The sequence below is a fragment of the Psychrobacter sp. CMS30 genome (assembly GCF_904846565.1).
Taxonomy (GTDB): domain Bacteria; phylum Pseudomonadota; class Gammaproteobacteria; order Pseudomonadales; family Moraxellaceae; genus Psychrobacter; species Psychrobacter maritimus.
Genome location: NZ_CAJHBF010000005.1, coordinates 21,793 through 48,705, shown reverse-complemented (window position 1 = coordinate 48,705; position 26,913 = coordinate 21,793). Strand labels below are relative to the sequence as shown.

The window sequence follows — 26,913 nt, the reverse complement described above, 5'->3', positions numbered from 1 at the left end:
ATTCGCAACTAAAAAATAATGTATCGTCCATATAATGATACATTTAAGCAATACATTAGCATGAATCTAAGTAAAGGTAATATTAGCATGAGCGTACTGGCCAGTACATATAAAATGCGGATAAATAAATTTATTCATTATGCAATAAAAGGATGACCAACGGTCGTTATGGTAGGATGAACTGCTGTTTTTTATTAAAAAATCGCCGATAAATGAGTAAAGCGCTTATCGTACAGCCAAGGGTGCTACTGACGCAGATTAAAAACATCGTTACAATCTGATAACGCACAGCTTGGGTGGGGTCGGCACCGGCAAGTATTTGCCCAGTCATCATACCCGGTAAGCTGACAATACCGACAACCAGCATCGAGTTTAGGGTGGGCGTCATGCCATTGATGATAGCCGCTCGTATTTGTTCGTGCACCGCTTCAAATGGTTTGGCAGAAAGGCTTAGCATCATCTCGATGCGCCCTTGTTGCCCATGGAGGTTTTCGATAAGCTGATTGCTGGTCAGGGAGATGGCGGTTAAAGAGTTACCGAGTATTAAGCCCAGTATAGGAATGATAAATTGCGGTGTATACCAAGGTCGCACTTGCAAAATCAGACTAATAGCGGTGACCGTAACCAATACTGCTGATGTACTGACAGCGATTAACGTATCAACTAACAAGCCTTTATACGTGCGTTTGACTCGATTTTTGGCAGCGCTACCGGCAATCAAAGTCATGATGGCCAAAATAATAAGGACTTCGTACCATTGTTCCCGAGCGAAAATCCATGCCAATATCAGGCCGATAAAGCTAAGCTGTATCACCGTACGGACAGCAGCAATGACAAGTGTTTTGGTCAATCTTAGACGTAAAAACCATGACACGACCAGCACGATAATAATCAAGCTGCTGGCAAGCGCAATATCAGCATAAGTCAGTACGATTTGCATGTTATCTATACTCATCACGGGAGCTCGTTATAAAGGCAAGGTTAATCTACTTTGGTTAAAACGCCGGCATCCATATGCCAATGTTTATCTGCTAATGGCATAATATCCTGCGTGTCATGAGTTACCCACAATAATGTGCGCGTCGGCTCACGACGTAACCAGTTGATAAGCAAATGCACGAGTTTCGCTGACGTATCGACGTCTAAGGCTGCAGTAGGTTCATCCAATAACAATACTTGCGGGTTTAATTGCAATAAACGCAGAGTATTGACCAGTTGCCGCTCGCCACCTGATAAAGTGTTGGCGTCTTGTTGTAAGAAGTCAGAGGTACGCTCTAAATTCTCAAGCTGCTCGATGTGCCAGTCAATATTAAAATGCTTGTGCTGATGGCTTGCCAAGCGGTAGGGCAATTGCAAGTTATCAATAACGCTGCCTTCTAGCAATTGTGGCTGCTGCGCGAGAAGGGCGACCTGCGAGCGCCAATGCATGGGTGCTAATTCATGAATGCTATTACGAGTATCCCTATTTTGCGCATCGCTTTGTAGCCAAACGTCGCCTGTCGTCATAGGCAGCAGCCCTGCTAGTACGCGCAATAAGACAGACTTGCCACTGCCAGAAGCGCCCGTCAAAACCGTCACTTGCCCAGCCAGTAATATACCACTGGCACCGCTTATCAATGCACGGTTATTAATGGATAAAGCATCGTCGGAAGCTGAACTCTTCTGTCTTTTTGTGAACCATCGGCGGTAAGTAGGGAGCGGAGTCACGCGCTTGCTATGGACCCAGATATCTTCAAATGCTAGCATAAAAGCCTTATTATCCGTCTTATTGGCGCTCATAGCCTAGTCGTTCAATCATTTTACTTGCCAGCGTGTTGTATGAGCGCTTGCTCAATGGTCTCGCGTAATTTTTGCGGTACGCGAATAGGACGCATAGGTGCACTATGGTTGGCAGTCGCATCAGCACCAGAATCAGATATAGAAGCTGGCGTGATTTGATTTTGTACGCAAGCGATAACGATTTTAGTGCTGCTTAACAAGGTATTGTTAGAATAATTGCTGTTTGAAACAGCAGTGTTTGCCTGAGTGTCATCATTTGCATCTACAGTTGGCATTGAGCGATGAATGCTTTGATAAAATACAATGCTGGCAGGTTTTAATTCGACCTTATCGATACGTACATTAATGACTTCATCTAATAGAATGGCTTTTTTGTATTGCAGGTCTGCTTGGCTGACGACAAAATGCTGAATTTCACCATCATCGGTCTGCAAAAAATAGCCATTTAAACCAAGCTTGGTAAACCAGTCACGGCGACAGTTTTCAAAGAATACTAAATGATTGGCATGGTAAACTATGCCGCCTGCATCAGTATGGTTAATATATACATTATAATCAGTGGCAAATAACGGTGTGCTTGCGCTAATAGGTGGTGTATGGGTATTTTTATTCATAATTGTCATAATGTTGCTCAGTAAATTTACTTAATAATTTATTTTTAGGGTTTAAACATTTATAGATATGGTTATAAAAATAAGAAAAAGTCGATAACGCATCTGTGGCTGCTTTTAACAGCTACTCTATCGTAAGAGATAAGGGCGCGCAACAGATAGCCTTGCCGATGTCTGTTATCATAAACCTTTATATATTGCCGCTCTGCTTTATTTTATAGCCGCACTATTTAATGGTCGCACTTTTAAAGTGTCGGTCGTTTAAATAGCAATACTCGTTTATAGCAGTATTTTGTTTTAATTCATTAGTATAGGACAGTTTATGACCCGTTTTGTCAGTTTTAATATCAATGGTATCCGCGCTCGTCAACATCAGCTAGAGGCGGTGCGAGAGGTAATCGACCCTGATGTGATGGGTCTACAAGAGACCAAGGTGCATGATGAGCAGTTTCCGCTCGAAAATGTCGAGAGCTTGGGTTATCACGTCGAGTACTTCGGTCAAAAAGCGCATTATGGCGTGGCGTTATTATCGAAAGTTGCGCCTATTTTTGTGCAAAAAGGCTTTCCTGGTGAAGATGCCGAGGCGCAAAAACGCTTTATCCATGCGCGCTATGTGTTCGATGGACGTGAAGTGGATGTGCTTAACGGTTATTTCCCGCAAGGTGAGAGCCAAGACCATCCGACCAAATTCCCTATGAAGCGTGCTTATTATGCAGATTTGATGACCTATATCGATACGCTAAAAGCAGAAGGGCGCTCGCTGATTATCATGGGTGATATGAATATTGCCCCAGAAGATGTCGATATTGGTATCGGCGAGGTCAATGCCAAGCGTTGGCTGAAAAATAGAAAAACCTCGTTTTTACCTGAAGAGCGTGAATGGTATAGTGACTTGATGTCACGCGAGCTGACCGATACTTATCGTCTGCATTATCCAGAGAGTACCGAATTATATAGCTGGTTTGATTATCGCAGTCGCGGTTTTAATGATGAGCCGAAACGTGGTCTGCGTATCGACCACATTTTATGTACGGCGGATTTAATAGAGCACTGCGTTGATGCGGGTATTAGCTATGAGTTACGCGGCATGGAAAAACCCTCTGATCATGCGCCAATTTGGGCAGCGTTTGACTTAAATAAAGTATAATAATTTGATTATTAACAGCAGGTTTTAATCACCAAGTTTTATATCTAAGACTGTAAAACTAAGAGCGTATAACTAAGATTTTATAAAGATAACTTATAACCAATAAATAATGCATCAGCATTGATGAATAAGGATTGAATGATGGCTGTCGGCAACGTTGCAATACCCAATACGATTTATCCTATTGATGGGATTAAACTAAGCGCCACCGCTGCAGGCGTACGCTACAAAGACCGCGATGATTTGGTGGTGATAGAGATTGCTGATAGCGCCACCACTGCGGTTGTGACCACAAAAAATACCTTTTGTGCCGCACCGGTACGTGTTTTACGTGAACACTTTGCTAAAGCCAGCCCGCGTTATTTAATCACAAATACCGGCAACGCCAATGCTGGTACGGGCGCTGATGGTAAACGCCGCGCGGTTGATATCTGTAGCGCTCTAGCTGCTAAAGCTGGCGTGGATGTTAGTACTGTTTTACCATTTTCGACAGGCGTGATAGGCGAGCCACTAAATAGTGATGCTGTCATCGCTGGCTTAGACAATGCCTTAGCCAATCTGGCTGCTGATAATTGGCTGGCCGCGGCCAATGGTATTCGTACGACGGATACGATTCCAAAGCTTGCCAGTGAAAAGGTTGACGTCGATGCTATCAGCTATCATATTACGGGTATGTCAAAAGGCTCGGGAATGATACGCCCCAATATGGCGACTATGCTTGGCTATGTGGCCACTGATGCCAATATCGCCGCTGACTTATTGCAAGAAATGCTGAGCAAAATTAATGAGCAATCCTTTAACCGCATTACTGTCGATGGTGATACCTCAACCAACGATTGCTGCGTTTTGATTGCAACAGGGGCAGCGAGCTCGGAAGTCATTGATAGCCCAGAGCATCCGCATTATCAGCCGATATTTGAAGCCTTAACGGCAGTGTTTGTACGGTTGGCACAATTGATTGTACGAGATGGGGAAGGTGCCACCAAGTTTATGACGGTAAAAGTCACGGGTGGCAATACCACGCAAGAATGTTGCGATGTGGCGTATGCGGTCGCCCATTCACCACTGGTCAAAACGGCGTTTTTTGCCAGTGATGCCAACTGGGGTCGTATCTTAGCAGCGGTTGGTTATGCCGGTATCGACGACCTTAATACCGAGCAAGTCGATGTTTATCTAGATGAAGTGATGATTTGTGAAAATGGTGGTGTGGCTCCGACTTATACGGAAGCGGCTGGCAAAGAGGTTATGAGTCGTCCTGAGATTACCATTCATATTGATTTGGCACGTGGTGATGCTCACGATACCGTTTATACCTGCGATTTATCTTACGATTACGTCAAAATAAACGCCGATTATCGTAGCTAAAAATCATTTATATTTTTATACAAACGCTCAAAGCTGAAATGGTTTTGAGCGTTTTTTTATGTTCAATACTAAATAATTCAATACCAAATTATTCAATACTGCGATATCTCCTATTGATAAATCACTGTTAATAAAAGACCGGTAATAAAAGACCGTTAATAAAAAACCATGAATAAAAACCGTTGATTAACATCAGTTGCAAAAGCTGACGTTACGTTACAAAGCAGTTATAGAGGCTAAGGGGTTCGACGACCTATACTAGCTGCAGTAAACAATAGACGGTACTGATGGAGGTTGGGTCATTTGACCTAAATTGAGTTTATCTCGATTTTATAGTTTTGACTTTATAGTTATAGTAGATTCAAAACCGAACCTTTTATTCACAGTATCTTCATAAATGCCTACTACCTTTTGAATAATGACAATTGATTAAAATGAGTTCAAAAGGTAATGATTAATACTAATAAACTGAGGATTTAATAATGAAAAAATTAGCAATTGCTGCATTGATGACGACTTTTGTTTTATCAGGTTGTTCTACCATGGGTATGAATGATGAGCGTACTATGGTGGTTGAAGGCGAAGCGATGAATGTCAAAGTGGTTAACATTCCAAGCTTTAAAATAGAAATAGCACCACTAAAAGCAGTTTGTGAGCTGCCAGATGCTAATGGCAATAAAATTGAGTCAGAGTGCTTGCAGTATCGTCAGACTTATCAGAAAAACTACACCCCTTTAAACGGTAATATTCAAGGCTTCACTTATGAGCCAAATTATCGCTATATTTTAGATGTGCGCCAAGAAGCGGTTATGAATGAAGCAACTCAGGTGGTTAAGCCAGTTTGGATTCTAAACGAAGTTGTTTCAAAAACAGCTGAATAATTTTAGTTGTAGATTATTATAGAAAAAGCCTCTAATCGTTAGAGGCTTTTTTTGGTTTTGCTTTAAACGATTAAAAATATTGTGTAGATTAACATTGACTGTAATTAACACTAACGCCGCGGGTAGCCGTGGGGATGCGATTGTCAGCATAAATGGCAAGACCGCCGCGTGCGGTTTCTTTATATTTATCAGACATATCCGCGCCTGTCTGCTTCATGGTTTCAATGGCTTTATCTAAAGAGACAAAGTGCTGACCATTGCCGCGGCAGGCAAGACGAGCGGCATTAATGGCTTTTACCGCGCCCATCGCATTACGCTCGATACAAGGGACTTGTACCAAGCCGCCAATCGGGTCGCAAGTCAGACCTAAATTATGCTCGATACCAATTTCGGCGGCATTCAAACACTGGGCTGGCGAGCCGCCCATAATCTCTGCCAATGCCGAACCTGCCATGGCACAGGCTGAACCGACTTCGCCTTGACAGCCCACTTCAGCCCCAGAGATAGAAGCGTTTTGTTTAATTAAGCTGCCAATGGCGGTGGCATTTAATAAAAACTTACGGACGCCATCTTGGTTATAATTGGGTAAAAAATCACGATAATAGTGCAAGACCGCAGGAATAATACCCGCCGCACCATTGGTCGGTGCTGTGACAACTTTACCGCCATTGGCATTTTCTTCATTGACGGCAAGTGCATACAAATCAACCCAATCCATCGCTGCGAGCTTATCGGTTTTGGCGATAGGCAAGTCTTTTTCAGCGCATAGTTGATTATGTAAATCGTGAGCGCGGCGTTTAACATCAAGTCCGCCCGGTAAAATACCACTGTTTTTACAACCTTGAGTCACACAGTCCTGCATCACCTCCCAAATCGTATCTAAATAGCTAAAGATATCTGCTTGATTGCGATAGTGACACTCGTTAGCGAGTACCAGCTCACTGATACTTAACCCATGCTCACGGCATTGTTCAAGCAACTCTGCGGCAGTATTAAACGGGTAGGGAACGATATCAATCGTTGGGCTGGCATGATCCTCATCGGGATTGTTTGCGTCATCTTCGTTGATAACGAAACCGCCACCAACCGAATAATAGGTTTGCTGGTACTTGCTACCATCGGCCAATAACGCGCGGATGGTCAAGGCATTAGGATGATAAGGCAATACCGTATCATCGTACCAATACATATCGCGCTCGCTATCGAAGTCGATAATATGTTTGCCTGATAAATTAAGCTGTTTATTAGCAAAAATAGGCGCTAGATATTCGCCAGTCAAGCGGGTATCAATGGTACTCGGCGTATGTCCAAGTAAACCCAAATATATCGCCGTATCGGTTGCATGTCCTTTACCGGTAGCGGCTAAAGAGCCATAAAGCTCGATTTCAATATTTTTAATCGTCGTTAATGGGCTTTGCTTAAGCAATGACGTCAAAAATAAATTGGCCGCCACCATGGGCCCGACCGTATGAGAGCTCGACGGTTCAATACCAATTTTAAATAAGTCGAAAACACTAATCATATAAATACCAATAAATTGTCAGTGCATCAGCGTATGTGATAAATAGGCTTAAGTACTGGTGTGAAAAAAGATAATAGATAACGGCCCCAAAAGCCTTGATAAATACAGCACAATGACAAGGGCAGGCATTTATTTAAATGCACACTTTAATAAATGTGAGTATTTAAAAAACATGGGATATTATCTATAAATGTCTCCCAGTATAGGCGTACAGAGACCTGCTGAATAATAACTTTTATTTATCATAGAACTCCGTTATCATGCTCGCAGCCATTACCTGTGTAACATCCTGTAATCTTGCTAACACTATATAGTGAACAACGTCGCAGAAATCCTTAAACTACTTTTAATAGAACCTATTTGACGGTCTGCATTTGGTCAAAGTAAATGACTTTCCTGCTGTTATCGTTTTTTAATTCCTCTATAGTTGTTGATGATTGGCATGACTTAGTTGTTATCGTTTTGACTGAATTCATATCTGTATTCTCATAGTTGTATTTCTCATAGTTTTTTAGCTGACTAATATTCTCTCAGCTCAAATAGGACAGCGCATGACAACTCCCGAACCTCATTCTCCAAACCCCGAAAATAGCACCCAAGAATCTGCTTCGCACAATGCATTAGAAGCGGCTGGTATTGATGCAGCTGCGATGAGTTATCCGCACAATCCAGACTTTGATAATGGTCGTTGGTTTCCAACGTGGCGTCCGTATGGCGGTGATTTGGATCGTGATCCAGTCGGTATCAATGAGTATTTGCCGCCCGCAAAGAGCGTTTTGTTAGGTGTGCAGCATACTTTTGCGATGTTTGGGGCGCCGGTGCTGGCGCCATTATTAATGGGCTTTGACCCCAATTTGGCCATTTTGATGTCCGGTATTTGTACGGTGATGTTTTTTATGATTACCGGTGGGCGCATGCCTAGTTATTTGGGCTCAAGCTTTGCCTTTATTGGGCCGGTTATTGCGGTGACGGCTTATGCAGGCGTGGGATTTAATGACAATTTGAATGTCGCCTTGGGCGGTATAATGGCATGTGGCATCATTTATGCGCTGATAGGTCTATTGGTCATGAAGACGGGTACAGGCTGGATTGAGCGTTTGATGCCGCCCATTGTTACCGGTGCAATTGTGATGATTATTGGTTTGAATTTAGCACCAGTGACCATTCAAGGGGTATCTGCCAACCAGTTTGATGCATGGATGGCTACGCTGACGGTATTGTTTATCAGTGGGGTGGCGGTATTTACCCGCGGTATGCTGCGCCGTTTGCTGCTATTGGTTGGCTTGATATTGTCGTATATCGCCTATTTTTTCATGACCAATGTGCTCGGGTATGGCGTTCCGATTGACTTTACTAGTGTGTCAGCAGCATCATGGTTTGGTCTGCCAAGTATTCATTCACCGCGTTTTGAGATGAGTGCGATTATATTAATTGCGCCTGTTGCCTTTATTTTAGTTGCCGAAAACTTAGGGCACTTTAAAGCAGTCGAAGGTATGACTAAAGCGCGAGTAACGCCTTATATGGGTCGGGCATTTTTTGCTGATGGCTTGGCGACAACGTTTTCGGCAGGTTTTGGTGGTACAGGTGTGACCACTTATGCAGAAAACATCGGTGTCATGGCCGTAACCAAAGTATATAGCACGACGATTTTTGTGGTAGCAGGTCTGGTGGCTATCTTGCTTGGGTTATCACCAAAGTTTGGCGCAATTATTCAAACGATACCGGCGGCTTTATTGGGCGGCGCATCTATTGTGGTATTTGGTTTGATTGCGATTGCAGGGGCAAAAATTTGGATAGACAATCATATCGACTTTAGCAAAAACAGCAATTTAATCATTGCCGCGGTCACCGTAATCATGGGGACGGGTAATTTTAGCTTGCATCTAGGTGGCTTTGATTTGGGTGGTATCGGAACGGCTACTTTAACGGCTATTGTGCTAAATGCTTTATTTAATCTTCAAAAAAGTTAACTTATAACTTGGTTGTTAATAAAGCTATAATGTCGTTAACTAAGTTATAGGTTATTAATAAATTAGGGTAGGTGTTATATGAAAGAAAATATAAAGGTTGCTTTATTTACAGGTCTATTTGTAGTAATAGCAACATTATTATCTGAGTTTGTAATACCTAAATCAAGCTCACTCACAACACCTATTATAGCTGCTCTATCAGTCTTAATTGTTTGGCCTTTAGCAAAGAAGCTGTTTTCAAATAAATAGTAAGTCTGGATTTACTATAGTCTCATTATTAGCTTTTACTTGTATTTACGCTTATAAAACCGTGCAAAGAATCGGTAGCGTCTTAATGCGCGTGGTTTGGGTTTCAGTGAGCCTAGATAAATGGCAAACATGGTCAGCAGTGCGCCGCTCCATTGTAGAGTATTAATCGGTTTATCGAGCCAGCTATAATCAATCACCAAAGCGGCAATGGGCTCGGTCAATAACAGCAGCCCTGTCAATGCCAAGGACAGCTTAGGAATAGAGTAGGCGATAAGCCCCCACGCTAAGCATTGCATCACCGTGCCATAAATCAATACCCAACCAATCTCAGACCACGTATTGGGCAAAATATTGCCCATATCGAACACGAACATCGGGACAATCATTGCCACTACGCCGCCGATGCTAATCAGTTGCATAAGCATAAATATCGGCGTTGGCTCAGTATCGTGGGTTGTGCGGATAAAGATCATCGACGCGGCAAGCATGGCGACTGAGACGATGCCCGTGACGAAACCCCAAGTCGCGGCAGTATTTCGCGCAAACTCAGGTCTGCCTATCATTGCTACGCCTAGCATGGCTAAAAATAAACTGATAAGCTGCAAGATAGATTGGCGCTCATTAAAATATAAAAATCCAATGGCCGCTAAAAAGAAAATCTGCAAGCTATTAAGTAAGGTTGAGATACCAGGACCGACCGCATAAATACTCTCATGCCAGAGTGCCAAATCGAGTCCTAAAAATGCGCCCGATAATAAACCGTAAAAAATAGCACGCTTTGAGCGCGGTAATCGCTGCCCCGTTACTTTAGCCAATACAGCAAATACCACGCCTGAAATAGCCAGCCGCCAAAATGACATCGCCCAGCCACCGATATCGACATGAGCAACAATCAAGCTACCCAAACCAAAAATAACACAACCAATGACTAAGCCAGTAGCGGCAGAGCGTGAAGAGGCAGTAGCCATGCAATATCCTTATCTCATTACTATGATGCTTTTTTTAAGATGCTTTTTAATTGTTGTTTGCTAAAGCGGTGATTTAAATAAGCTATATTGTCAGTGTTTTGCACTCGAAATGGAATGGTTTAGGGCGATTTATTTTATAATGACTTATCACACACCATAAATAAATCAGTCATCTTCTTACAGGAATAACATTGGCGCAAACGTCGCTATTTGTTACTCTACTAGCTATCTGCATTTTAAAACCCTTAATGTTTTAGAATAACGACACGCTTTAAATTTTCAAATAGCCTCTATTACTTTTAGCCTAGGTTTGCTTATGCTGCTACGTTCTATATCAAGACGACAAAAACTCTCCCTCTCTAGATTACCGCTACAATTGTCACGCGGCAGTTTTGTGATGAGCCTGTTTGTGATGAGCGTTGTAACCGCTACGCCTTTTTTGATGTCAAATGCCCAAGCAGCCAGCTGTAAAATTCCCAAAAGTTATTATAAAAATGTCTCTTGTACAGCGAGTAGCGGCTATTTTTTAGCGATAAAAGATTTTGGCGCACCAGTTGCCTTGATTAATAAACAAGGTAAAAGCGTGGTTGATTTATCCCGCTATCAAAAAGTAGATGCCGATAAAATATCGGGCGGACTGCTACCGGTACTGCGTAACGGGCGGGTGGGTTACGTCAATATGCAAGGTCGCGAGACTATCCCTGCGATGTACGATATGCTCAAGGAGAGTCAAGGTTGGGCGCGTCCCGTGTCTGAAGGTCGCATCGTGGTCAAACAAAACGGTCATTATGGGGTCATCGATACCGCTAATAAAACAATCGTGCCATTTTCTGCCGCGATTAGTGATATCGATGATTATCGTGGCGGCATGACGCGCGTGCGTAAAAACCAAGCCATCAGCTGGTTGGATAAAAATGGCAAACCCACGCGTGACCCGAATTCGAACAGTAAGGCTGATAGCCAAACATCGACAACTAACGAAAACGCCAAGGAGATGCAACAATCAGCGCCGTCTAGTCCTTTTACCACGCTACAGCCACGTCAACAAGATGGTAGGTGGGGCTTTGTTGATGACAATAATGTCACGATGATTACGTATTCGTTTGATGAGGTGCGTCCATTTTCTGAAGGACTGGCGGGCGTACGCATCGATAACGAATGGGGTTTTGTTAATTTAGGCGGCGAGTTGGTAATTCCTTTCCGTTTTGATAAGAGCGGTGTGAGCGTAGGCGATAGTTATAAAGACCAGGCAGCATTTGTATTCACAAATGGCAAAGCATGGATTGGTAATTTAAAAAATGGGGCTAAGATGTGTATTGATAAAGAGGGTAGCAGTGTTGGTTGTGATTGATACTTAGCACTTATCATTTAATATCGCGCTTAATTTTGCAGGTAAAAAAAGAGTGTCAGAGCGATGGATAATCCATCGCTCTGACACTCTTTTTTATGGCTCATTAATCAAATTTGTAAGCTTAAAACATTACTTTTCTAACAGATGATTGCTAATCAAGTCGACCATATAAGGCTGATAGTATTCTGGAATATCGTGCGCCATACCTTCGATTAAATGGAATTTTGCATTGGGAATGGTCTTTGCAACCACTCGTCCTTGCGAGGCGGGTAACAGCCCATCTGCGCTACCATGCAGCACAATCGTCGGTGCTTTAACTTGCTTACTGTATTTGCTAATCGAGCCTGAAGCTAAAATAGCATTGAGCTGTTGTACGGTACCGAGTGGATGAAAATTACGCTGATAACGTATCTTAGCGATGTCACGCACCATGCGCACATTGACGTGTCCAGGCGTGCCGACAGTCTTCATAAACCAGACGCTATGACGCACAATATCACGCTCAGAATGGCTCTCAGGGCGATTGATGAGGGTATATAACTGCTTCGGCTTAGGCGGGTTTAAAAAGGCGCGGTTGGTGGTGGTAAACATCAAGGCCATGCGCTGTACTAGACTTGGATAACGCGCGGCGACGATTTGAGCAATCATACCGCCCATAGAAGCGCCAAGTAGGTGCGTTTTACTCAGGTGCAAGGCTTTGATTAAACGCGCCGTATCTTCCGCCATATCGGTTAAGTTATAAGCAACCTGCGCGCCTTTATTCGACAGACCTGTCTGCAGGCGCATCATCATTTTTAATTGACTGATACGTGGCAAACCATCAATCTGTACTTTAGATGACAAGCCGATATCACGGTTGTCAAAACGAATCACAAAAAAACCGGCATCGATAAGGCGCTTCATAAAGTTATTTGGCCAAAATATCATTTGTGAGCCAAGTCCCATAATCATGAGTAGTGGCGGATTGTTTGGATTACCACCCGCCTCAACGCACAGCTCGATACCGTCACCAATATCTATCATTGCTTGATGAAGATGCTCGCTTAAGTCGGATGCACGCCAATTATGGTTGCCAAATTGCTGCCATTCAGGGGTTGGGTAATTGCCATTTTCCTCTGAAATCTCAGGCGCTTCTAGAATCTTAGGCGCACTATTGATGGGGTTTGATTGTGTCATGAAGTATCCTATTTAAACGGTCATTGGCTTAAAGTTCGAGCATCTCAAAATCAAGCTTGCCAACGCCGCATTCTGGGCAAATCCAATCATCAGGGATATCTTCCCATTTAGTGCCAGGCGCGATGCCTTCTTCAGGACAGCCGAGCTCTTCGTCATATATCCAGCCGCAGACAATACATTCATAACGTTTCATAAATAGTCCTATCGATTATTGTCACTGTTATTAAAACCAGTGTTACTAGGTGTTTTTTTAAGGCTTATATTCACTACTATAGTCAATATTTAGACCGTAAAAACGCACGTAGTTTATCATATAACCGTAATTTTCATAGTTAAGTTTACACTTGTATATTGAGATTAACCAGCTTTTATCAAGTCGTAGAGTACCCACTTAATGGTTTTAGTAGTGCTAACTTCGCCAGTTTTATCTCCGCCATAAAGTCGATTATGCTATAATTCTTGCTACCAATTTTACCAATTGAGATATCGACCATCACTGTCATATCCTCTTCAAGTACTATACGCAAAGGGTTATCATGAGCGCTACTGCCGACGTTTCATCAGCTAATACCACAACCAAATCCTCGCCGACACTCAATACTGATCATCCATTTTGGCAAATCATTCGCACAGTACCAGACTTCCCAAAAGTTGGCATTGATTTTTATGATATTACGCCGTTACTGCGCAGTCATATTAATGCTGTGATTGATGAGATGCTAGCTGTACTGCCTGCGGGTCTGCTTGATGACGTCGATTGCTTGGGTGCAGTTGAGGCGCGCGGATTTGTATTTGCCAGTTTGCTAGCAGGTCGCTTGGGTAAGGGTATGATTTTGCTGCGTAAACCTGGCAAATTACCACCACCGGTTGCCAATAAAGCTTATGCTTTAGAATATGGTAAAGACACGCTTGAGATGCAAAATAATTTGCCACCTGAGCGCGTGTTATTGGTCGATGATATTTTGGCTACTGGCGGTACGCTGATGACTGCTTATGAGCTGTGCAAGTCTGCTAAGCACACCGTGGTCGGCGCATTGGTATTGTTAGACCTTGTTGATTTGCACGGCGAATTCCCCGTGCCGGTTTATACGGTTTTAAAAGCTTAGAGAAGAGTTTTTTAGCATAATAAAAAGCGCGCTGAATAGTTCAGCGCGCTTTTTAATGGCATGTATTTTGTTTGTCTTGACCTGCGTTACTTATCTTGCTGGTAACTTTTACAGGCCTGCTCTACGAGCATGCGACTAATTGTTTTCGGCTTGGTCACCTTAAAGTCTTTAGTCGTCAATATTGGCTTTTCTGATTGCCAAGATTTTAACACTTTATCGTCAGCAGCGTAGTTGACGTAAGCGCGCCGATAGTAGCTAGAATCCTTACAAGAGATGAGTAATTGCTGGTCGCTATGATGGATGTCGGTTTCTTTAGTCTGTTTGTCCTTACCTTCCTTGCTGTCTTTTTCTTTACTATCCTTTGTCACCACGGTTTTTGGTGCAGGATAGGTTCTACGAATCGAGACGGTAATATTTTCGACTGCTTTTTCGTCAATAATATGAATGTCTGAGCGTTCGATAGAATCCAAATCTAAGCTAAAAATAGAGCCAGTCTGACTTTTTGATACCTCTAACCAGTTTGCCGCATAGCCACTCATTGCAAGCGTACTACCTGCTAATATCACTGCTAGCCGTTTCATAATCGAGCCTTGCTTTTTGTTATATAAAGTCGCTCATCATAGCCAACTTAATAGGGGCAGGCAAATTTCTTTTATGACAAGCGGTTCACGCTGTGGCAATCTCAGCACTCGTGATTAGCAGGCAGAGACCTCGGACATATAGTCAGTTTGGTTGTTAATCACGCATGTCTGCTAGCATTTTCGCAAGCTCATCACGCGCACCGATGAAGCCATCGATACCCTTAGGTAATAAGTCTTGTGTGACCGTATCTTGTTGATAAGCGGCACTGAATTCGTCATGCGTTAAGCTGACTTTGGTCATGTCGGCCAAATCCATTGACATGCTTGGTGATAGCTGGCGCGTTACTTCAACATCCATCGCTGCCAGCTCATCGATGAGATTGGGCGCGATGGTTAACAGGTCACAACCCGCCAATGCCAATATTTGCTCAGTCGAGCGGAAACTGGCTCCCATCACTTGCGTTTTATAGCCATGCTGCTTGTAATATTGATAAATAAGCTTGACCGATTGCACGCCCATATCGTCTGAAGCGGGAACGTTTTGGCGGTTTTGCTGGCGTTTTTGCCAATCTAAAATACGCCCAACAAAAGGGGAGATCAGCGTCACGCCAGCATCGGCACAGGCAATCGCTTGATGCTGACCGAATAATAACGTCAGATTACAGTGAATACCCTGGGTTTCAAGATAACGTGCGGCCTCAATCCCTTGCCACGTTGCTGCCATCTTAATCAAGACGCGCTCTGAGTCGATACCTGCTTTTTGATAGGCTTCCATAAAGCTTAAGGCTTTATCAATGGTCGCTTGGGTATCATAAGATAAGCGTGCATCGACTTCGGTTGAAACGCGACCTTCAATCAATGCCAGAATATTACAGCCAATTTGAATGGTCAGCTCATCAATCACCGCATCGATATCACCGCGATGGCGACTCATGGTTTCTGACAGCATGGCTTCATTATCCGGATGAATGAGCGCTTTGGTAATGAGACTGGGATTGGTAGTGGCATCGATGGGTTTTAGGCGCGCAATGGCGGCAAGATCGCCCGTATCAGCGACAATAGTGGTCATGGTGCGAAGCTGTTGTAATGCGCTCATCAGATATCCTTGGTATGGTCAATTAACGTTGTTATGTTCTTATTTAGCGGTGTTATTTAAGTTTGTTGTCCATGATGTTTTTTTATTCATACAGCGGTTTATCATGGTGGTGTTGCTTGGGATTTTGCTTAGCAATAGCGTCTTAGCGGTTTTTTAAACTTAAACTTATTAAGCTTATACGCTATTAAAAATTAAGCATTATTAAAGCTTATACGCTGTTAAAACTATGCGCCTTTAATAAGAGTATTTAATTAAAACTATGCGCCTTTAGTAAGAGCCTTTAAACTGTATCATAGATTTAAGCGTCTGTAGCCTGATAGTTTCACAGAGCTTAGTCGTTATAGGGTATAACTGTGCTAAGATTTATAGCAAATTGACCGTTTACACGCATTTACGAATGGGCACTGTCGATAGTTTTTGCTATAGTAGAGCCGATCCGCTGTTTAGCGCGCGCGAAACATCAAAAGTAAGTAAGCATTTATTATTAAAACAAGCGTATTGCACAGACAGCCATAGCTAACAGATAACAGTTATAAACTTTAGTAACAACATTTGAAAAAGGATGGGCGGTAATGAGTGAGCAGTCACCAGAGCAAAATGTAGACAAGATAAACCAAACCCCTGCAAGCGTCAGCGAGGCTGCAACTGATAAAGCGTTTTTAAACACATTGCGCCAAAGTATTGATGCGGTAGACTGCGAAATTCAGACGCTGATTAACAATCGTGCCAAACTGGCTCAGCAAGTGGCGACCGTGAAGAAAAACCACGTTGCCAATAGTCCTGATGCTGAAAAGACCAATCCTATTTTTTATCGTCCTGAGCGTGAAGCGCAAGTCTTAAAAGCGGTAATGGAACGTAATACCGGACCTATTGCCGATGAAAAAATGGCACGCTTATTCCGTGAAATCATGTCGGTCTGCCTCGACTTAGAAGCGCCGCAACGTATTGCTTTCTTAGGCCCTGTTGGTACTTTTACCCATGCTGCAGCATTAAAGCACTTTGGTAAAGCTGCTGATACTGTGCCACTAAATACCATTACTGACGTCTTTCGCGAAGTCGAAGCGGGCACGGCGATGTATGGTGTGGTACCAGTTGAAAACTCATCAGAGGGCGTGGTTAACCATACCTTAGATGGTTTCTTATCTTCTACGTTAAAGATAATCGGTGAAGTTGAGTTGCCTATTCACCAGAATTTCTTGGTCGCTGAACATACCAAGATAGATGGCTTAAGCCGTATCTACTCGCATCAGCAGTCATTGGCGCAGTGCCGTCATTGGCTTGATGTTAATTATCCAAATGTCGAGCGCGTGGCAGTATCAAGTAATGGCGAAGCGGCCCGTCGTCTCAAAAACGAATGGCATTCAGCGGCGATTGCCGGTGATGTAGCTGCTGCAGAGTACGATTTACATAAGCTTTACTCAAACATCGAAGACAATCCAAGCAATACCACGCGTTTCCTAATTATCGGTCACGAGGCGATAGCGCCATCAGGACACGATAAAACCTCAATTATGGTTTCAGCGCATGATAAAGCGGGCGCCCTGATCGAAATCTTAAAGCCTTTGTCTTATCATGGCGTGTCGATGACCAGTATCGAGACCCGCCCTGAACGTCCGAATAAATGGGCTTACGTGTTCTTTATCGATATGGATGGACACATTGAAGACGCAAATGTGAGTGCAGCGATTGCTGATATCCGACCATTGGTCAAAGATTTGCGTATTCTAGGTTCTTATCCAAAAGCCGTGCTATAAAGCTGGCTTAGTTAAAGTATTTATCAAACCGCTAGCAATGCTTAATAAGCAGATATTAACAAGTAGATATTACTAAACAGGTATTAACCAGCAACAAATGCGTTATCACCTTTAAGGATAAATCATGCAGTCATCTCATTCGACAGAGTCAAATTTATCACCGCTAATGCCTGCTTATGACAGTATTTTAGAGCTGGCGCCTTATCAAACGGGAAAGCCGGTTGAGGAGTTGACGCGTGAATATGGCGTCTCAGACGTGGTAAAGCTTGCCAGTAATGAGAATCCACTGGGCTGCTCACCGCACGTTACGCTCGCGATTACCGAGCAATTGGGTGAGTTGGCACGTTATCCTGATGGCAATGGTTATTATCTCAAGCAAGCGCTTGCTGATGTCAATGATGTCAGTGTCGAGCAAATTACCTTGGGTAATGGTTCTAGCGATTTATTATATATTCTAGCGAGTAGTTTTGCCGGTAGTGATGATGCCATCATTTATAGCCAATACGCCTTTATCATTTATCCGATGCTGGCCAAAATGCAAGGAGCGACAGGCATAGAAGTACCTGCCAGTCGCTTTGGTCATGATTTAAAGGCGATGAGTCAGGCGGTAGCGGACAATCCTAATACCAAGATGGTGTTTATCGCCAATCCTAATAACCCAACCGGCACCCAGCTTGCGCATGAAGAGCTACGTGCGTTTGTCGCTAGTGTGCCAAGCTCGGTATTGGTCGTGTTAGATGAAGCTTATATCGAATATAGCCCTGAGAGTAACAATAGGTCGCTGCTCGATGAATTTGATAACGTGATTATTGTACGTACTTTTTCCAAAGCCTACGGATTGGCGGGTTTACGTGTTGGTTATGCGCTTAGCTCAGTGCCGGTCGCAGATTTACTCAATCGCATTCGTCAGCCATTTAATGTCAGTAGGGTGGCACTCGCCGCTGCCGCCGCCGCGCTTGCTGACCAAGACTTTATTGAAAAATCGAGGCTCAATAACCAAGAGCAAATGCGCTGGTTAGAAAAGCAGTTTGACGCATTAGGGTTAGGGTTTATCAAGTCGCATGCCAACTTTATTATGGTTGAAATAGAAGTTGAGATGGAGGATATAACCGCTGCTTCTATTCATCAAGCATTGCTAGAGCAGGGCGTGATAGTCCGTCCACTAGAGAGTTATGGCTTGCCTAACTGGCTACGTATCACGGTAGGGGTTGCAGAAGATAATATGCGCCTGATTGATACCCTACGTTCAATCTTGACTGATGACTGATAAAAACTCAGCTATCTGTCGTTTAATAAGCAACTGATTCAATTAATTATTCAATTTTATGACGCTAATATCAGCTTGCTTTACGCTTACTGATGTTGGTTTGTTGAAAGAGAAACGCCGTGAGTCGCCAGAAAAATAATATTAGCAATATCCATAGTCAGCCGCCGTTATTTAAGCAAGTTTGTGTCATTGGTCTCGGGCTTATTGGTGCAAGTCTTGCCCAAGCCATCAAAGACAATGGTTTAAGTGAGCGCTTGGTGGCGGTTGATAGACATGCACCGAGCATCGACGAAGCCATTCAGCAAGGTTTGCTAGATGCGGGTAGTGCCGTCTTAAGTGAAGTGGTATCAGGCAGTGACTTAATTGTCATCGCCGTGCCAGTGCAAGCAGTAGAGGCCGTGTTTGTTGATATCAAAACCGCGATGGATAACGGACAGCTTGCTAATGATTGCATGATAACCGACGTCTGTAGTACCAAGGTTAATATCATTGAGGCGGCAAAAGCGGTCTTTACCTCATTACCAACGGGCTTTGTACCCGCGCATCCGATTGCTGGTGCTGAAAATTCAGGGTATCATGCCAGGCGCGCCACTCTATTCGTCAATCGTAGCGTCATTATCTGCGAGCTACCAACGACCAATGATAGCGCCATTGCTAAGCTACGGCAGTTATGGGAAGCGGTAGGTGCGACTGTCATGCCGATGGCAGCTGATCATCATGATGCGATATTGGCGCATACCAGTCATTTACCGCATTTGCTGGCGTTTAATTTGGTTGAGCAGCTGGCGAGTCATGATGATAATTTAGATATGTTTCGTTATGCAGCGGGTGGTTTTCGAGATTTCAGCCGCATTGCTGCCAGCGACCCTAAAATGTGGCATGATATATTTTTTGCCAATCAAAGCGCCATTGTGAGCGCCCTTGATGAGTATGGCGTTTATCTACAGACCATGCGCCAGCTTATTATTGATAAAGATTCAACCGCCCTGATGGGACTTTTGGGCCGCGCGCAAGCCGCACGGCGACATTTTGGCCATATGTTAGCCAGCACCCCTTATACGGATACTTCTGCCATGTCAGCTTCTTATAATATTACCCCTAGCAACACCGTCTCTGGCACCATTACCATTCCTGGTGATAAGTCGATCTCGCATCGCAGTATTATGCTTGGTAGCCTTGCGACAGGTGTCACCAATGTTACTGGATTTTTGGAAGGTGAAGATGCGCTTGCCACTTTGCAGGCGTTTCGTGATATGGGTGTGAGCATTGAAGGCCCTGATAAAGGCAAGTTGACCATCCATGGCGTTGGTATGAATGGTTTAAAGCCAAGCAAAACACCATTATACATGGGCAACTCAGGCACCAGTATGCGTCTGCTAGCGGGTATCTTAGCGGCGCAGTCATTTGATAGTGTATTAACAGGCGATACCAGTCTAAACAAGCGCCCGATGGAACGTGTGGCCGCGCCGTTACGTGAGATGGGTGCGGTCATTCAAAGTACCGGTCATAATGGTACTGCGCCGCTGAGTATTACGGGTCGTGCGAATGTTGGTGAGCCTCTCCAAGGTATGGAATATGATATGCCGGTCGCGTCTGCACAGGTCAAGTCTTGCTTATTGCTGGCTGGACTTTGGGCAAAAGGTACTACGACTGTCATTCAACCTGAAGTTAGCCGCGATCATACCGAGCGTATGCTATCAGCCTTTGGTTATCCTGTGACTGTTGATGGCAATCGCGTCAGCGTCGAAGGTGGTGGCACGCTCACAGGTGGTGATATTGCTGTGCCTGCTGATATCTCATCGGCGGCATTCTTTATGGTCGCTGCGGCTATCAGTCAGGGTAGCGAGTTGACGCTAACGCAAGTCGGTATCAATCCCACTCGTACCGGTATCATCGATATCTTAAAACTGATGAATGCTGATATCAGCTTAAGTAATGAGACCCATGTCGGCGGCGAACCAGTCGCTGATATTACTATTCGTAGTTCAAACTTAGTCGGTATTGATATCCCAGAATATTTAGTACCTTTAGCGATTGATGAATTCCCAGTATTGTTCATTGCTGCTAGCTGTGCCCAAGGTCGCACAGTGTTAACCGGTGCAAAAGAATTGCGCGTGAAAGAGTCGGATCGTATTGCTGTCATGGCAGATGGTCTACAAACCCTAGGCATTGATTGTACGGTGACTGAAGACGGGCTGATTATTGAAGGTAAGGGCATCGAAGGTAAGGGCAGTAATGCTGATGTTAATGAAGTGAATAACAGCCAGCCAGTCTTTGGCGGCGGACATATCATCTCGCATCATGATCATCGTATTGCCATGAGCTTTGCGGTTGCCAGCTTACGTGCTTCTAAGCAAATTACCATCGAAGGTGTTGAAACCGTCAATACCAGTTTCCCAGGATTTGCTGAGCTTGCCAATCAAATTGGTATGTCTATTAAAGTGGATAATGGTGCAGCTTAATGCCATATTAAAATAGTAAGCCTTATTATTTGCTTTTAAAGTATTGGTTTTTGAATTTTGGTTTTTAAAGTACTGGTCTTTAAATTATAGAATCTTAAAGTGCTGTCTTTCGGGATTCAATAAAATCTAAAAGGTTACTTGTAAACCTTAATGTAAAAGTCGTTTTAAAGTCATTTTTTAACGTTGTTGTCGTGAGCAATGTGTTGATACTTAAATGGTATTAACGCATTGCTTTTTACTTTCTACCCTATATGTAGTAACCCTGCGCTCTTACCGCTAAGTTTTCATTATTGATAAACATTAGGTGAGGTCGCGCTTTGCTCTAATTTAAGTTGTCTTGCCTTATGACTACTCAAAATGTTGTCAAAAAACCAGTCGTTCCCATTAAAACCACACGAAGTGGTATCGTCACTGCGCTGATTGCTTTTTGTATATGGGGCGCATTTCCTTTATATTTTAAACAATTAGCCGCTTATAACGCGACAGAAATCATCGGTCATCGTATTGTTTGGACGTTTGCCTGTTTGCTCATCGTCGTGGTCGTGACCAAGCGCTGGCAGTGGATAGATACTTTAAAGCAAAATCCAAAGTGGATAGGATTGACGTTTTTGTCAGGTATTATTATTGCCACCAACTGGCTCACGTATGTATGGGCGGTCAATCACGATCAAATCCTTGAGGCGAGCTTAGGATATTTTATCGGGCCATTAGTTGGGGTGGCGCTATCGATGATTTTATTCAAAGAGCGTCTGCGTACCCTGCAATGGGTCGCGATTGGGTTTGCGCTATTGTCTGTGGTCATTCAGGTAGTCATGCTCGGTAGTCTGCCATGGTTATCACTCATTCTTGCTTTTAGTTTTAGTACTTATGGCACGATTCAGCGCCAAACGCCATTGACTGCGGTCGATGCGATGTTTGTTGAAACAACGATGCTGGTACCTATCTTTATTTGGTGGTTTTGGCAAGCGGATGTGGTCAGTAGCCAGCTGAGCTTTTGGTTTACGCCAAACATCTGGTTATTGATGCTGGCAGGTCCGATTACGCTGATACCGTTACTGTTATTTAATAGATCGACTAAACTGGTTGCTTATAGTATTTTAAGCTTTATGAATTATCTGACGCCGACCTTTATTTTCTTCTTGGCGGTATTTTATTATAAAGAGCCTTTTGACTTAAACCGTTTAGCCGTCTTTGGTTTGATTTGGCTCGGTCTGTTATTATTCAGCATAGACTTGTGGCGTCATCGTCCTAGTAAAGCATTAAAAGCCGAGCGCTTGCGCGAAGAAGCGTTGCAGCAAAGTAAGTAAAAAAAACAAAGTAAATAAAATTTTGGGCTAAAGACTTAAATTAAAAAGCTCAGTTAAAAAATTAATAAATAAGGATGAGCGCATGTTTCATACCGAATCTGATGTGGTATTTGTCAAAGGCTTAACAGTAGAAGCAGTCATCGGTGTTTACGCCTGGGAGCGCGCTATTACGCAGCCGCTCCTAATTGATATAGCGCTTGAAACAGATATTAGTAAAGCTGCTGTTTCAGACGATGTCCATGATGCGCTCAATTACAAAGCAGTCTGTGATGATGTCAGCGAATGGTGTCAAGCAATTAAGGCACAGTTGCTGGAGCATTTGGCTGGGCAAATTGCTGATAAGCTACTGGCAAAATACAACTGTCATAAAATTACATTAAGCGTTGCCAAGCCGACTGCTATTCAGCAGGCTGATGCGGTTGGGGTGCAAATCACACGCTATGCCAAAGCCGGTGCTGACAAGCCAATTGCAAGCAAAGGCGATGATGCGTAAGATGCATAAAAATCTGGCTAATTTGAATCTTGATGACTTAAAAAAGTGCGTGCCTGAACAGCTGCAAACGCATTCTGTGACGGCGGTGCTATTGGCTTTGGGTAGTAACTATCAAGCAGAAAAATACTTATCGCTCATTCGAGAGAAATTAGCCGATTTAGGCGAGATACAGCTATCAACGGAGTTTCAAAACCCTGATTTTACGGCGACATCTGAGTTGCCAAAACCTGATTATACCAATCAGTGTGTTTATCTAACCCTTACATCTGCCATGACCTTGCAACAGTTGCAGCAGACCTTTAAGCAGTTTGAAAGTGATTGCGGTAGACAGCGTTCCTCTGAGTCAATAAAAAATCCTATAAAAATAGTCACCATGGATATCGATATTTTACTAATAAAATTAGATGATAAGCAAAATAGCCTAAGCAAAAAATGGATAATAATGTCAGATCGATATCCATTTAAGGCCCATGAAAGAGCAGGGGTTGAAGAGTTAGTTTTAAATAGTTATTCAAAAGATTAAGAAGGGTTTATTAAAGGATAATGTTTTTCTTCAAGTGTCTCAAAATAAAAGCTAGGCAAAATGCCCAGCTTTTATCAAATTTACATGGTTCAGCCCAAAAATTATTATTGCGCCGTTAAACCACCATCAACGATAAACTCTGAACCTGTTGAGTAGCTTGAATCATCTGACGCTAAGAATAGCACCATGCCGCTGACTTCTTCTGGCTGCGCCACACGTCTCATCGGAATGGTTTTGGCAAAAGCCTCAACCGCGTCTTTGGTATCGCCTTGCATAATCATTGGTGTGGCGATGACGCCTGGATGAATGGAGTTCACGCGAATGCCGTGAGGGGCGCACTCTAATGCTGCCGCTTTGGTCATACCGCGTACCGCAAATTTAGAATCGGTATAACCGATAGCGCCGCCAACTAAGCCATTAATCGATGAGATATTGATGATAGAGCCTTGTTTGGCTGCTTTCATCGTTGGAATAACCGCTTTCATGCCTAAAAAGACCGACACTTGGTTAATCTCTAGAATCTTGCGGTAGTCTTCTACCGAGGTATCTAAGATAGATTTGTGCGTCGTGATACCTGCATTATTGACTAAGACATCGATTTGACCAAATTTTTCTTGGGTTGCTTTAACGACTTGTGCCCAATCATCTTCATTGGTGACATCATGCTTGATAAAGAGGGCGTTATCACCAAGCTCTTTTGCCAATGCATCGCCTTTATCAGAATTAATATCGGTCAAGACGACTTTAGCACCTTCTTCCATACATAAACGCGCATGAGTTTCGCCCATCCCTTGAGCCGCGCCTGTGATAATGATAACTTTGTCTTGTAAACGAGCCATGATACTTCCTATTTTTATTTATGGATAATGAAAAGTATAAGCCATGATGGCTGAATATTCATTAGTGGATATGAAACCATAAGCGAATATTCAATATTTTTAGACAATAATTTTAAATTTAGCCTGTAAATCATACCTTTAGATAATGAGTTTGAGAAAATGATGTATAAAGTGATATTAGATTTTTGTTTTAAAGAGGTCGGTAGCCAACAGTTTTTTGAGAAAGACGTAGATTTTGATAAGTTATTAATCGAGCGATACAGTGAATTGCTCGAGCAAGCAGCGGCGTCAGAGTTATATGAATGGCGATGTAGTGTTGAGGGTAGGTTGGCTGAGATAATCATTTTAGACCAGTTTTCGCGCAACATTTACCGTGATACGCCAGCGGCCTTTGCTCAAGATAGTATGGCATTGGCGCTCGCTCAAGAAGCGGTTACTGCTGGCGCATTAGAAATACTTGAAACCGTAGAGGCGCGTAAGTTTATACTTATGCCGTATATGCACAGTGAGTCAAAACTGATTCATCAACGAGCAGTCACCCTGTTTGAGCAATATACTAATGCCGATACCGTAGAGGCTGAGATGAAACATAAAGTCATTATCGATCGATTTGGTCGTTATCCTCATCGTAATGACATTTTAGGACGGGTTTCAAGTGGCGAAGAAATAGAGTTTTTGACGCAGCCTGACTCGTCATTCTTATAAATATTATCTGTTTAATAGCTAATAGATAAAACGCTATTTATCAATTAGTTAACATAAAAAAGAGGCTGTTTGGCCTCTTTTTATTTAGTATCTAAGATAGCTAGCAGCTTACTTCTGCTCAGCGCCTGCTGCATCTATATCAGACCGGCCAATTACATCTAAATCCTCTAAGCACAGCTTGTCGTATTCCTTTCGGCAAAAATTAGGATCGATTTTGCACATCGCGCTTTGCAATTGATCTAGGCGGTTTTCTGATTGCTGGATATGTTCAAGCATTTTAGCAAAGGCTTCTGCGACAGGGTCTTGAGAGAAAGGGTCAATACCGTAAGCCTGAAAGGTTGTGGTTCGTTTGGTATTCGATACTGTGTCTTTTACTTTGTCAGTACTGCCAGCTTGCGCGACTTTTTCTTGCTGTTTGGCATCTTGGACTTTGGTCGCAATGGGGTTGCCTTTTTCATCGTGATTGTCTGAGATCATACGTGCCGCGCTACCGACCATTGTCGCACCTGCTGGCACAGGTTTGACAACAACCGCATTTGAGCCGATTTTAGCGTTTTTACCGACGGTAAATGGTCCTAATACTTTGGCACCCGCACCAACTGTCACGCCATCTTCTAGCGTTGGATGGCGTTTGCCATTATTCCACGAAACGCCGCCAAGGGTAACGCCATGATACAGAGTGACATCATTACCAATCTCTGCAGTCTCGCCAATCACAACCCCGACGCCGTGGTCAATAAAGAAGCGCCTACCGATTTTGGCAGCAGGATGAATCTCGATACCAGTGACGATGCGCGAGCCATAAGAGATAACGCGCGCCGCCAGTTTCTGTTCATGATTCCAAAGATAATGCGCGCCACGATGTAAGACAAGCGCATGGATACCAGGATAGGTCAGGATGACTTCCAGACTATTCCGTGCCGCTGGGTCACGGTTGAATACCGCATCGATGTCTTCTTTTAGGTCTTTTTTGATGCTGGCAAGCGATTTGAATAATTTGGCTGGCAATGACATAAGGCGTCCTATCGTATTTTTGATAACAATCTTTTTAGTTATAGCAGTTTAACAGTACAAAATATAGCGATGAGTGATAAATTAAAACAGAGTATGCATAGATAAAACGCCAATCAGTGGTGATTTTTCTACAAACAATCCTATGTGACTATATATGCTAATTAATTATCACTCGTCACATATTTTAACAGCTCGACAACCTGTTCAGGCGTTTGCGCCCATGCCATTGCTGCCGCATCAACTTCTTTTAGCGGATGAATAATATCTTCAGCATGCAAGGTAATATAAGGCTTGCCCAAAGCGGCGCAGTAGCCGGCATCAAATGCGGCGTTCCATTGTTTGTATTTATCGCCAAAGCGAATGATAGCGATATCACATTTTTGAATCATATTTTTAGTACGAATCGCATTCACCTTTGATGACTGATGGTCACGCCAGAATCCATTGTCATTTTCACCCAACACATCACCAGCCGCGTCGCTGGCTTCATGGTCAGTCACAGCTGAGGTAAAGGTAATAGCAAGACCATGCTCTTTCGCGCCTTGCATAATTTTTTGTCGCCAGTCGCTGTGTATTTCTCCAGATAAATAAACCGTCCAATTCATTGTTCACTCCTTTTTATTATTAAATTCACTATTAAATCATAGCACTTACAAAATAGTAGCACTTACAAAACAGTAGAACTTACAAAACAGTAAAGCTACTACTGCTAATGCTAAAAGATCAACGCCCTAAAAACTGTGCATT

General features: G+C 43.2%; 26 protein-coding genes. 14 read left to right on the top strand and 12 right to left on the bottom strand.

Going from position 1 to position 26,913, the window contains the following annotated elements:
* Positions 1-166: 166 nt before the first annotated feature.
* Genes fetB through JMX94_RS03960 form a run of 3 tightly spaced genes read right to left on the bottom strand, consistent with a single transcriptional unit; the run spans position 167 to position 2,393 of the window.
* A complete protein-coding gene (gene fetB, locus JMX94_RS03970) occupies positions 167-955 on the bottom strand; it encodes an iron export ABC transporter permease subunit FetB (RefSeq protein ID WP_227673509.1) in 789 nt (262 codons plus the stop codon).
* Positions 956-981: 26 nt separating this feature from the next.
* Positions 982-1,779 carry an ATP-binding cassette domain-containing protein gene (locus JMX94_RS03965; protein WP_201563424.1) on the bottom strand — a complete coding sequence of 266 codons (798 nt, stop codon included), beginning with the start codon at positions 1,777-1,779 and terminating at the stop codon, positions 982-984.
* 20 nt (positions 1,780-1,799) lie between these two features.
* The gene (locus JMX94_RS03960; protein ID WP_201563422.1) at positions 1,800-2,393 is read right to left on the bottom strand and encodes a hotdog domain-containing protein; all 594 of its coding nucleotides are present in this window, start codon (positions 2,391-2,393) and stop codon (positions 1,800-1,802) included.
* A 319-nt stretch (positions 2,394-2,712) separates the two neighbouring features.
* On the opposite strand from JMX94_RS03960, the gene xthA reads away from it, so the two are divergent.
* The 3 genes from xthA (at position 2,713) to JMX94_RS03945 (ending at position 5,783) form a co-directional block, all read left to right on the top strand.
* Positions 2,713-3,537 (top strand): exodeoxyribonuclease III, encoded by an 825-nt coding sequence (xthA, locus tag JMX94_RS03955; RefSeq protein ID WP_201563420.1) that lies wholly within the window; start codon positions 2,713-2,715, stop codon positions 3,535-3,537.
* 141 nt (positions 3,538-3,678) lie between these two features.
* A complete protein-coding gene (gene argJ, locus JMX94_RS03950; RefSeq protein WP_201563572.1) occupies positions 3,679-4,902 on the top strand; it encodes a bifunctional glutamate N-acetyltransferase/amino-acid acetyltransferase ArgJ in 1,224 nt (407 codons plus the stop codon).
* Positions 4,903-5,384: 482 nt separating this feature from the next.
* A complete protein-coding gene (locus JMX94_RS03945) occupies positions 5,385-5,783 on the top strand; it encodes a DUF4377 domain-containing protein (protein WP_183617989.1) in 399 nt (132 codons plus the stop codon).
* 88 nt (positions 5,784-5,871) lie between these two features.
* Here the strand turns inward: JMX94_RS03945 and JMX94_RS03940 are convergent, their stop codons facing one another.
* The gene (locus JMX94_RS03940; protein WP_201563418.1) at positions 5,872-7,305 is read right to left on the bottom strand and encodes an L-serine ammonia-lyase; all 1,434 of its coding nucleotides are present in this window, start codon (positions 7,303-7,305) and stop codon (positions 5,872-5,874) included.
* 650 nt (positions 7,306-7,955) lie between these two features.
* Between JMX94_RS03940 and JMX94_RS03935 the strand changes: the two genes are divergently transcribed.
* The gene (locus JMX94_RS03935; protein WP_374220395.1) at positions 7,956-9,275 is read left to right on the top strand and encodes a solute carrier family 23 protein; all 1,320 of its coding nucleotides are present in this window, start codon (positions 7,956-7,958) and stop codon (positions 9,273-9,275) included.
* A 78-nt stretch (positions 9,276-9,353) separates the two neighbouring features.
* Positions 9,354-9,524: a hypothetical protein gene (locus JMX94_RS03930; protein ID WP_201563414.1), complete on the top strand. Its 171-nt coding sequence runs from the start codon at positions 9,354-9,356 to the stop codon at positions 9,522-9,524.
* A 35-nt stretch (positions 9,525-9,559) separates the two neighbouring features.
* Here the strand turns inward: JMX94_RS03930 and JMX94_RS03925 are convergent, their stop codons facing one another.
* Positions 9,560-10,492 carry a DMT family transporter gene (locus JMX94_RS03925; RefSeq protein ID WP_201563412.1) on the bottom strand — a complete coding sequence of 311 codons (933 nt, stop codon included), beginning with the start codon at positions 10,490-10,492 and terminating at the stop codon, positions 9,560-9,562.
* Between the two features lie 316 nt (positions 10,493-10,808).
* On the opposite strand from JMX94_RS03925, the gene JMX94_RS03920 reads away from it, so the two are divergent.
* Positions 10,809-11,843 carry a WG repeat-containing protein gene (locus JMX94_RS03920; protein ID WP_227673508.1) on the top strand — a complete coding sequence of 345 codons (1,035 nt, stop codon included), beginning with the start codon at positions 10,809-10,811 and terminating at the stop codon, positions 11,841-11,843.
* Between the two features lie 129 nt (positions 11,844-11,972).
* On the opposite strand, the gene JMX94_RS03915 is transcribed toward JMX94_RS03920, so the two are convergent.
* Both JMX94_RS03915 and JMX94_RS03910 read right to left on the bottom strand, forming a co-directional pair.
* Positions 11,973-13,019, bottom strand: coding sequence for an alpha/beta fold hydrolase (locus JMX94_RS03915; RefSeq protein ID WP_201563410.1), 1,047 nt, complete (start codon positions 13,017-13,019; stop codon positions 11,973-11,975).
* Between the two features lie 28 nt (positions 13,020-13,047).
* Complete coding sequence (locus JMX94_RS03910; RefSeq protein WP_183618001.1) at positions 13,048-13,212, bottom strand: rubredoxin; 165 nt, start codon at positions 13,210-13,212, stop codon at positions 13,048-13,050.
* A gap of 343 nt (positions 13,213-13,555) precedes the next feature.
* Between JMX94_RS03910 and JMX94_RS03905 the strand changes: the two genes are divergently transcribed.
* Positions 13,556-14,125 (top strand): adenine phosphoribosyltransferase, encoded by a 570-nt coding sequence (locus JMX94_RS03905; RefSeq protein WP_201563408.1) that lies wholly within the window; start codon positions 13,556-13,558, stop codon positions 14,123-14,125.
* Between the two features lie 86 nt (positions 14,126-14,211).
* Here JMX94_RS03905 and JMX94_RS03900 read toward each other — a convergent pair whose 3' ends face one another.
* Positions 14,212-14,706 (bottom strand): hypothetical protein, encoded by a 495-nt coding sequence (locus tag JMX94_RS03900; RefSeq protein WP_201563407.1) that lies wholly within the window; start codon positions 14,704-14,706, stop codon positions 14,212-14,214.
* 154 nt (positions 14,707-14,860) lie between these two features.
* Positions 14,861-15,802, bottom strand: coding sequence for a transaldolase (locus JMX94_RS03895; protein WP_201563405.1), 942 nt, complete (start codon positions 15,800-15,802; stop codon positions 14,861-14,863).
* A 572-nt stretch (positions 15,803-16,374) separates the two neighbouring features.
* On the opposite strand from JMX94_RS03895, the gene pheA reads away from it, so the two are divergent.
* From pheA to JMX94_RS03865, 6 genes are all read left to right on the top strand, one after another.
* On the top strand, positions 16,375-17,556 hold the full coding sequence (gene pheA, locus JMX94_RS03890) for a prephenate dehydratase (protein WP_201563403.1): 1,182 nt from the start codon (positions 16,375-16,377) through the stop codon (positions 17,554-17,556).
* 124 nt (positions 17,557-17,680) lie between these two features.
* Positions 17,681-18,823 carry a histidinol-phosphate transaminase gene (hisC, locus tag JMX94_RS03885; RefSeq protein WP_201563401.1) on the top strand — a complete coding sequence of 381 codons (1,143 nt, stop codon included), beginning with the start codon at positions 17,681-17,683 and terminating at the stop codon, positions 18,821-18,823.
* Between the two features lie 119 nt (positions 18,824-18,942).
* Positions 18,943-21,285, top strand: coding sequence for a bifunctional prephenate dehydrogenase/3-phosphoshikimate 1-carboxyvinyltransferase (locus JMX94_RS03880; RefSeq protein ID WP_227673507.1), 2,343 nt, complete (start codon positions 18,943-18,945; stop codon positions 21,283-21,285).
* A gap of 344 nt (positions 21,286-21,629) precedes the next feature.
* Positions 21,630-22,592 (top strand): EamA family transporter RarD, encoded by a 963-nt coding sequence (rarD, locus tag JMX94_RS03875; RefSeq protein ID WP_201563399.1) that lies wholly within the window; start codon positions 21,630-21,632, stop codon positions 22,590-22,592.
* Positions 22,593-22,674: 82 nt separating this feature from the next.
* Positions 22,675-23,085: a dihydroneopterin aldolase gene (gene folB, locus JMX94_RS03870; RefSeq protein WP_201563397.1), complete on the top strand. Its 411-nt coding sequence runs from the start codon at positions 22,675-22,677 to the stop codon at positions 23,083-23,085.
* Positions 23,033-23,608: a 2-amino-4-hydroxy-6-hydroxymethyldihydropteridine diphosphokinase gene (locus JMX94_RS03865; RefSeq protein WP_227673506.1), complete on the top strand. Its 576-nt coding sequence runs from the start codon at positions 23,033-23,035 to the stop codon at positions 23,606-23,608. Before folB ends, JMX94_RS03865 begins: the two co-directional genes overlap by 53 nt.
* 104 nt (positions 23,609-23,712) lie before the next feature.
* On the opposite strand, the gene JMX94_RS03860 is transcribed toward JMX94_RS03865, so the two are convergent.
* Positions 23,713-24,447, bottom strand: a complete 735-nt coding sequence (locus JMX94_RS03860; RefSeq protein WP_201563395.1) for a glucose 1-dehydrogenase — start codon at positions 24,445-24,447, stop codon at positions 23,713-23,715.
* A gap of 159 nt (positions 24,448-24,606) precedes the next feature.
* On the opposite strand from JMX94_RS03860, the gene JMX94_RS03855 reads away from it, so the two are divergent.
* The gene (locus JMX94_RS03855; RefSeq protein ID WP_201563393.1) at positions 24,607-25,152 is read left to right on the top strand and encodes a DUF924 family protein; all 546 of its coding nucleotides are present in this window, start codon (positions 24,607-24,609) and stop codon (positions 25,150-25,152) included.
* A gap of 108 nt (positions 25,153-25,260) precedes the next feature.
* On the opposite strand, the gene cysE is transcribed toward JMX94_RS03855, so the two are convergent.
* Positions 25,261-26,166, bottom strand: coding sequence for a serine O-acetyltransferase (cysE, locus tag JMX94_RS03850; protein ID WP_201563391.1), 906 nt, complete (start codon positions 26,164-26,166; stop codon positions 25,261-25,263).
* Between the two features lie 161 nt (positions 26,167-26,327).
* Positions 26,328-26,771: a YtoQ family protein gene (locus JMX94_RS03845; protein ID WP_201563389.1), complete on the bottom strand. Its 444-nt coding sequence runs from the start codon at positions 26,769-26,771 to the stop codon at positions 26,328-26,330.
* Positions 26,772-26,913: the final 142 nt, after the last annotated feature.

Excerpts from the sequence above, each read along its gene's own strand:
- JMX94_RS03900 (WP_201563407.1), bottom strand. The coding sequence starts at position 14,706 with ATGAAACGGCTAGCAGTGATATTAGCAGGTAGTACGCTTGCAATGAGT.
- folB (WP_201563397.1), top strand. The coding sequence starts at position 22,675 with ATGTTTCATACCGAATCTGATGTGGTATTTGTCAAAGGCTTAACAGTA.
- JMX94_RS03960 (WP_201563422.1), bottom strand. The coding sequence starts at position 2,393 with ATGAATAAAAATACCCATACACCACCTATTAGCGCAAGCACACCGTTA.
- JMX94_RS03895 (WP_201563405.1), bottom strand. The coding sequence starts at position 15,802 with ATGAGCGCATTACAACAGCTTCGCACCATGACCACTATTGTCGCTGAT.
- JMX94_RS03865 (WP_227673506.1), top strand. The coding sequence starts at position 23,033 with ATGCCAAAGCCGGTGCTGACAAGCCAATTGCAAGCAAAGGCGATGATG.
- JMX94_RS03940 (WP_201563418.1), bottom strand. The coding sequence starts at position 7,305 with ATGATTAGTGTTTTCGACTTATTTAAAATTGGTATTGAACCGTCGAGC.
- JMX94_RS03860 (WP_201563395.1), bottom strand. The coding sequence starts at position 24,447 with ATGGCTCGTTTACAAGACAAAGTTATCATTATCACAGGCGCGGCTCAA.
- cysE (WP_201563391.1), bottom strand. The coding sequence starts at position 26,166 with ATGTCATTGCCAGCCAAATTATTCAAATCGCTTGCCAGCATCAAAAAA.
- xthA (WP_201563420.1), top strand. The coding sequence starts at position 2,713 with ATGACCCGTTTTGTCAGTTTTAATATCAATGGTATCCGCGCTCGTCAA.
- hisC (WP_201563401.1), top strand. The coding sequence starts at position 17,681 with ATGCAGTCATCTCATTCGACAGAGTCAAATTTATCACCGCTAATGCCT.
- fetB (WP_227673509.1), bottom strand. The coding sequence starts at position 955 with ATGAGTATAGATAACATGCAAATCGTACTGACTTATGCTGATATTGCG.
- pheA (WP_201563403.1), top strand. The coding sequence starts at position 16,375 with ATGAGTGAGCAGTCACCAGAGCAAAATGTAGACAAGATAAACCAAACC.
- JMX94_RS03845 (WP_201563389.1), bottom strand. The coding sequence starts at position 26,771 with ATGAATTGGACGGTTTATTTATCTGGAGAAATACACAGCGACTGGCGA.
- JMX94_RS03930 (WP_201563414.1), top strand. The coding sequence starts at position 9,354 with ATGAAAGAAAATATAAAGGTTGCTTTATTTACAGGTCTATTTGTAGTA.
- JMX94_RS03905 (WP_201563408.1), top strand. The coding sequence starts at position 13,556 with ATGAGCGCTACTGCCGACGTTTCATCAGCTAATACCACAACCAAATCC.
- JMX94_RS03855 (WP_201563393.1), top strand. The coding sequence starts at position 24,607 with ATGATGTATAAAGTGATATTAGATTTTTGTTTTAAAGAGGTCGGTAGC.
- JMX94_RS03925 (WP_201563412.1), bottom strand. The coding sequence starts at position 10,492 with ATGGCTACTGCCTCTTCACGCTCTGCCGCTACTGGCTTAGTCATTGGT.
- JMX94_RS03910 (WP_183618001.1), bottom strand. The coding sequence starts at position 13,212 with ATGAAACGTTATGAATGTATTGTCTGCGGCTGGATATATGACGAAGAG.
- JMX94_RS03915 (WP_201563410.1), bottom strand. The coding sequence starts at position 13,019 with ATGACACAATCAAACCCCATCAATAGTGCGCCTAAGATTCTAGAAGCG.
- JMX94_RS03965 (WP_201563424.1), bottom strand. The coding sequence starts at position 1,779 with ATGAGCGCCAATAAGACGGATAATAAGGCTTTTATGCTAGCATTTGAA.
- argJ (WP_201563572.1), top strand. The coding sequence starts at position 3,679 with ATGGCTGTCGGCAACGTTGCAATACCCAATACGATTTATCCTATTGAT.
- JMX94_RS03935 (WP_374220395.1), top strand. The coding sequence starts at position 7,956 with ATGAGTTATCCGCACAATCCAGACTTTGATAATGGTCGTTGGTTTCCA.
- JMX94_RS03920 (WP_227673508.1), top strand. The coding sequence starts at position 10,809 with ATGCTGCTACGTTCTATATCAAGACGACAAAAACTCTCCCTCTCTAGA.
- JMX94_RS03945 (WP_183617989.1), top strand. The coding sequence starts at position 5,385 with ATGAAAAAATTAGCAATTGCTGCATTGATGACGACTTTTGTTTTATCA.
- rarD (WP_201563399.1), top strand. The coding sequence starts at position 21,630 with ATGACTACTCAAAATGTTGTCAAAAAACCAGTCGTTCCCATTAAAACC.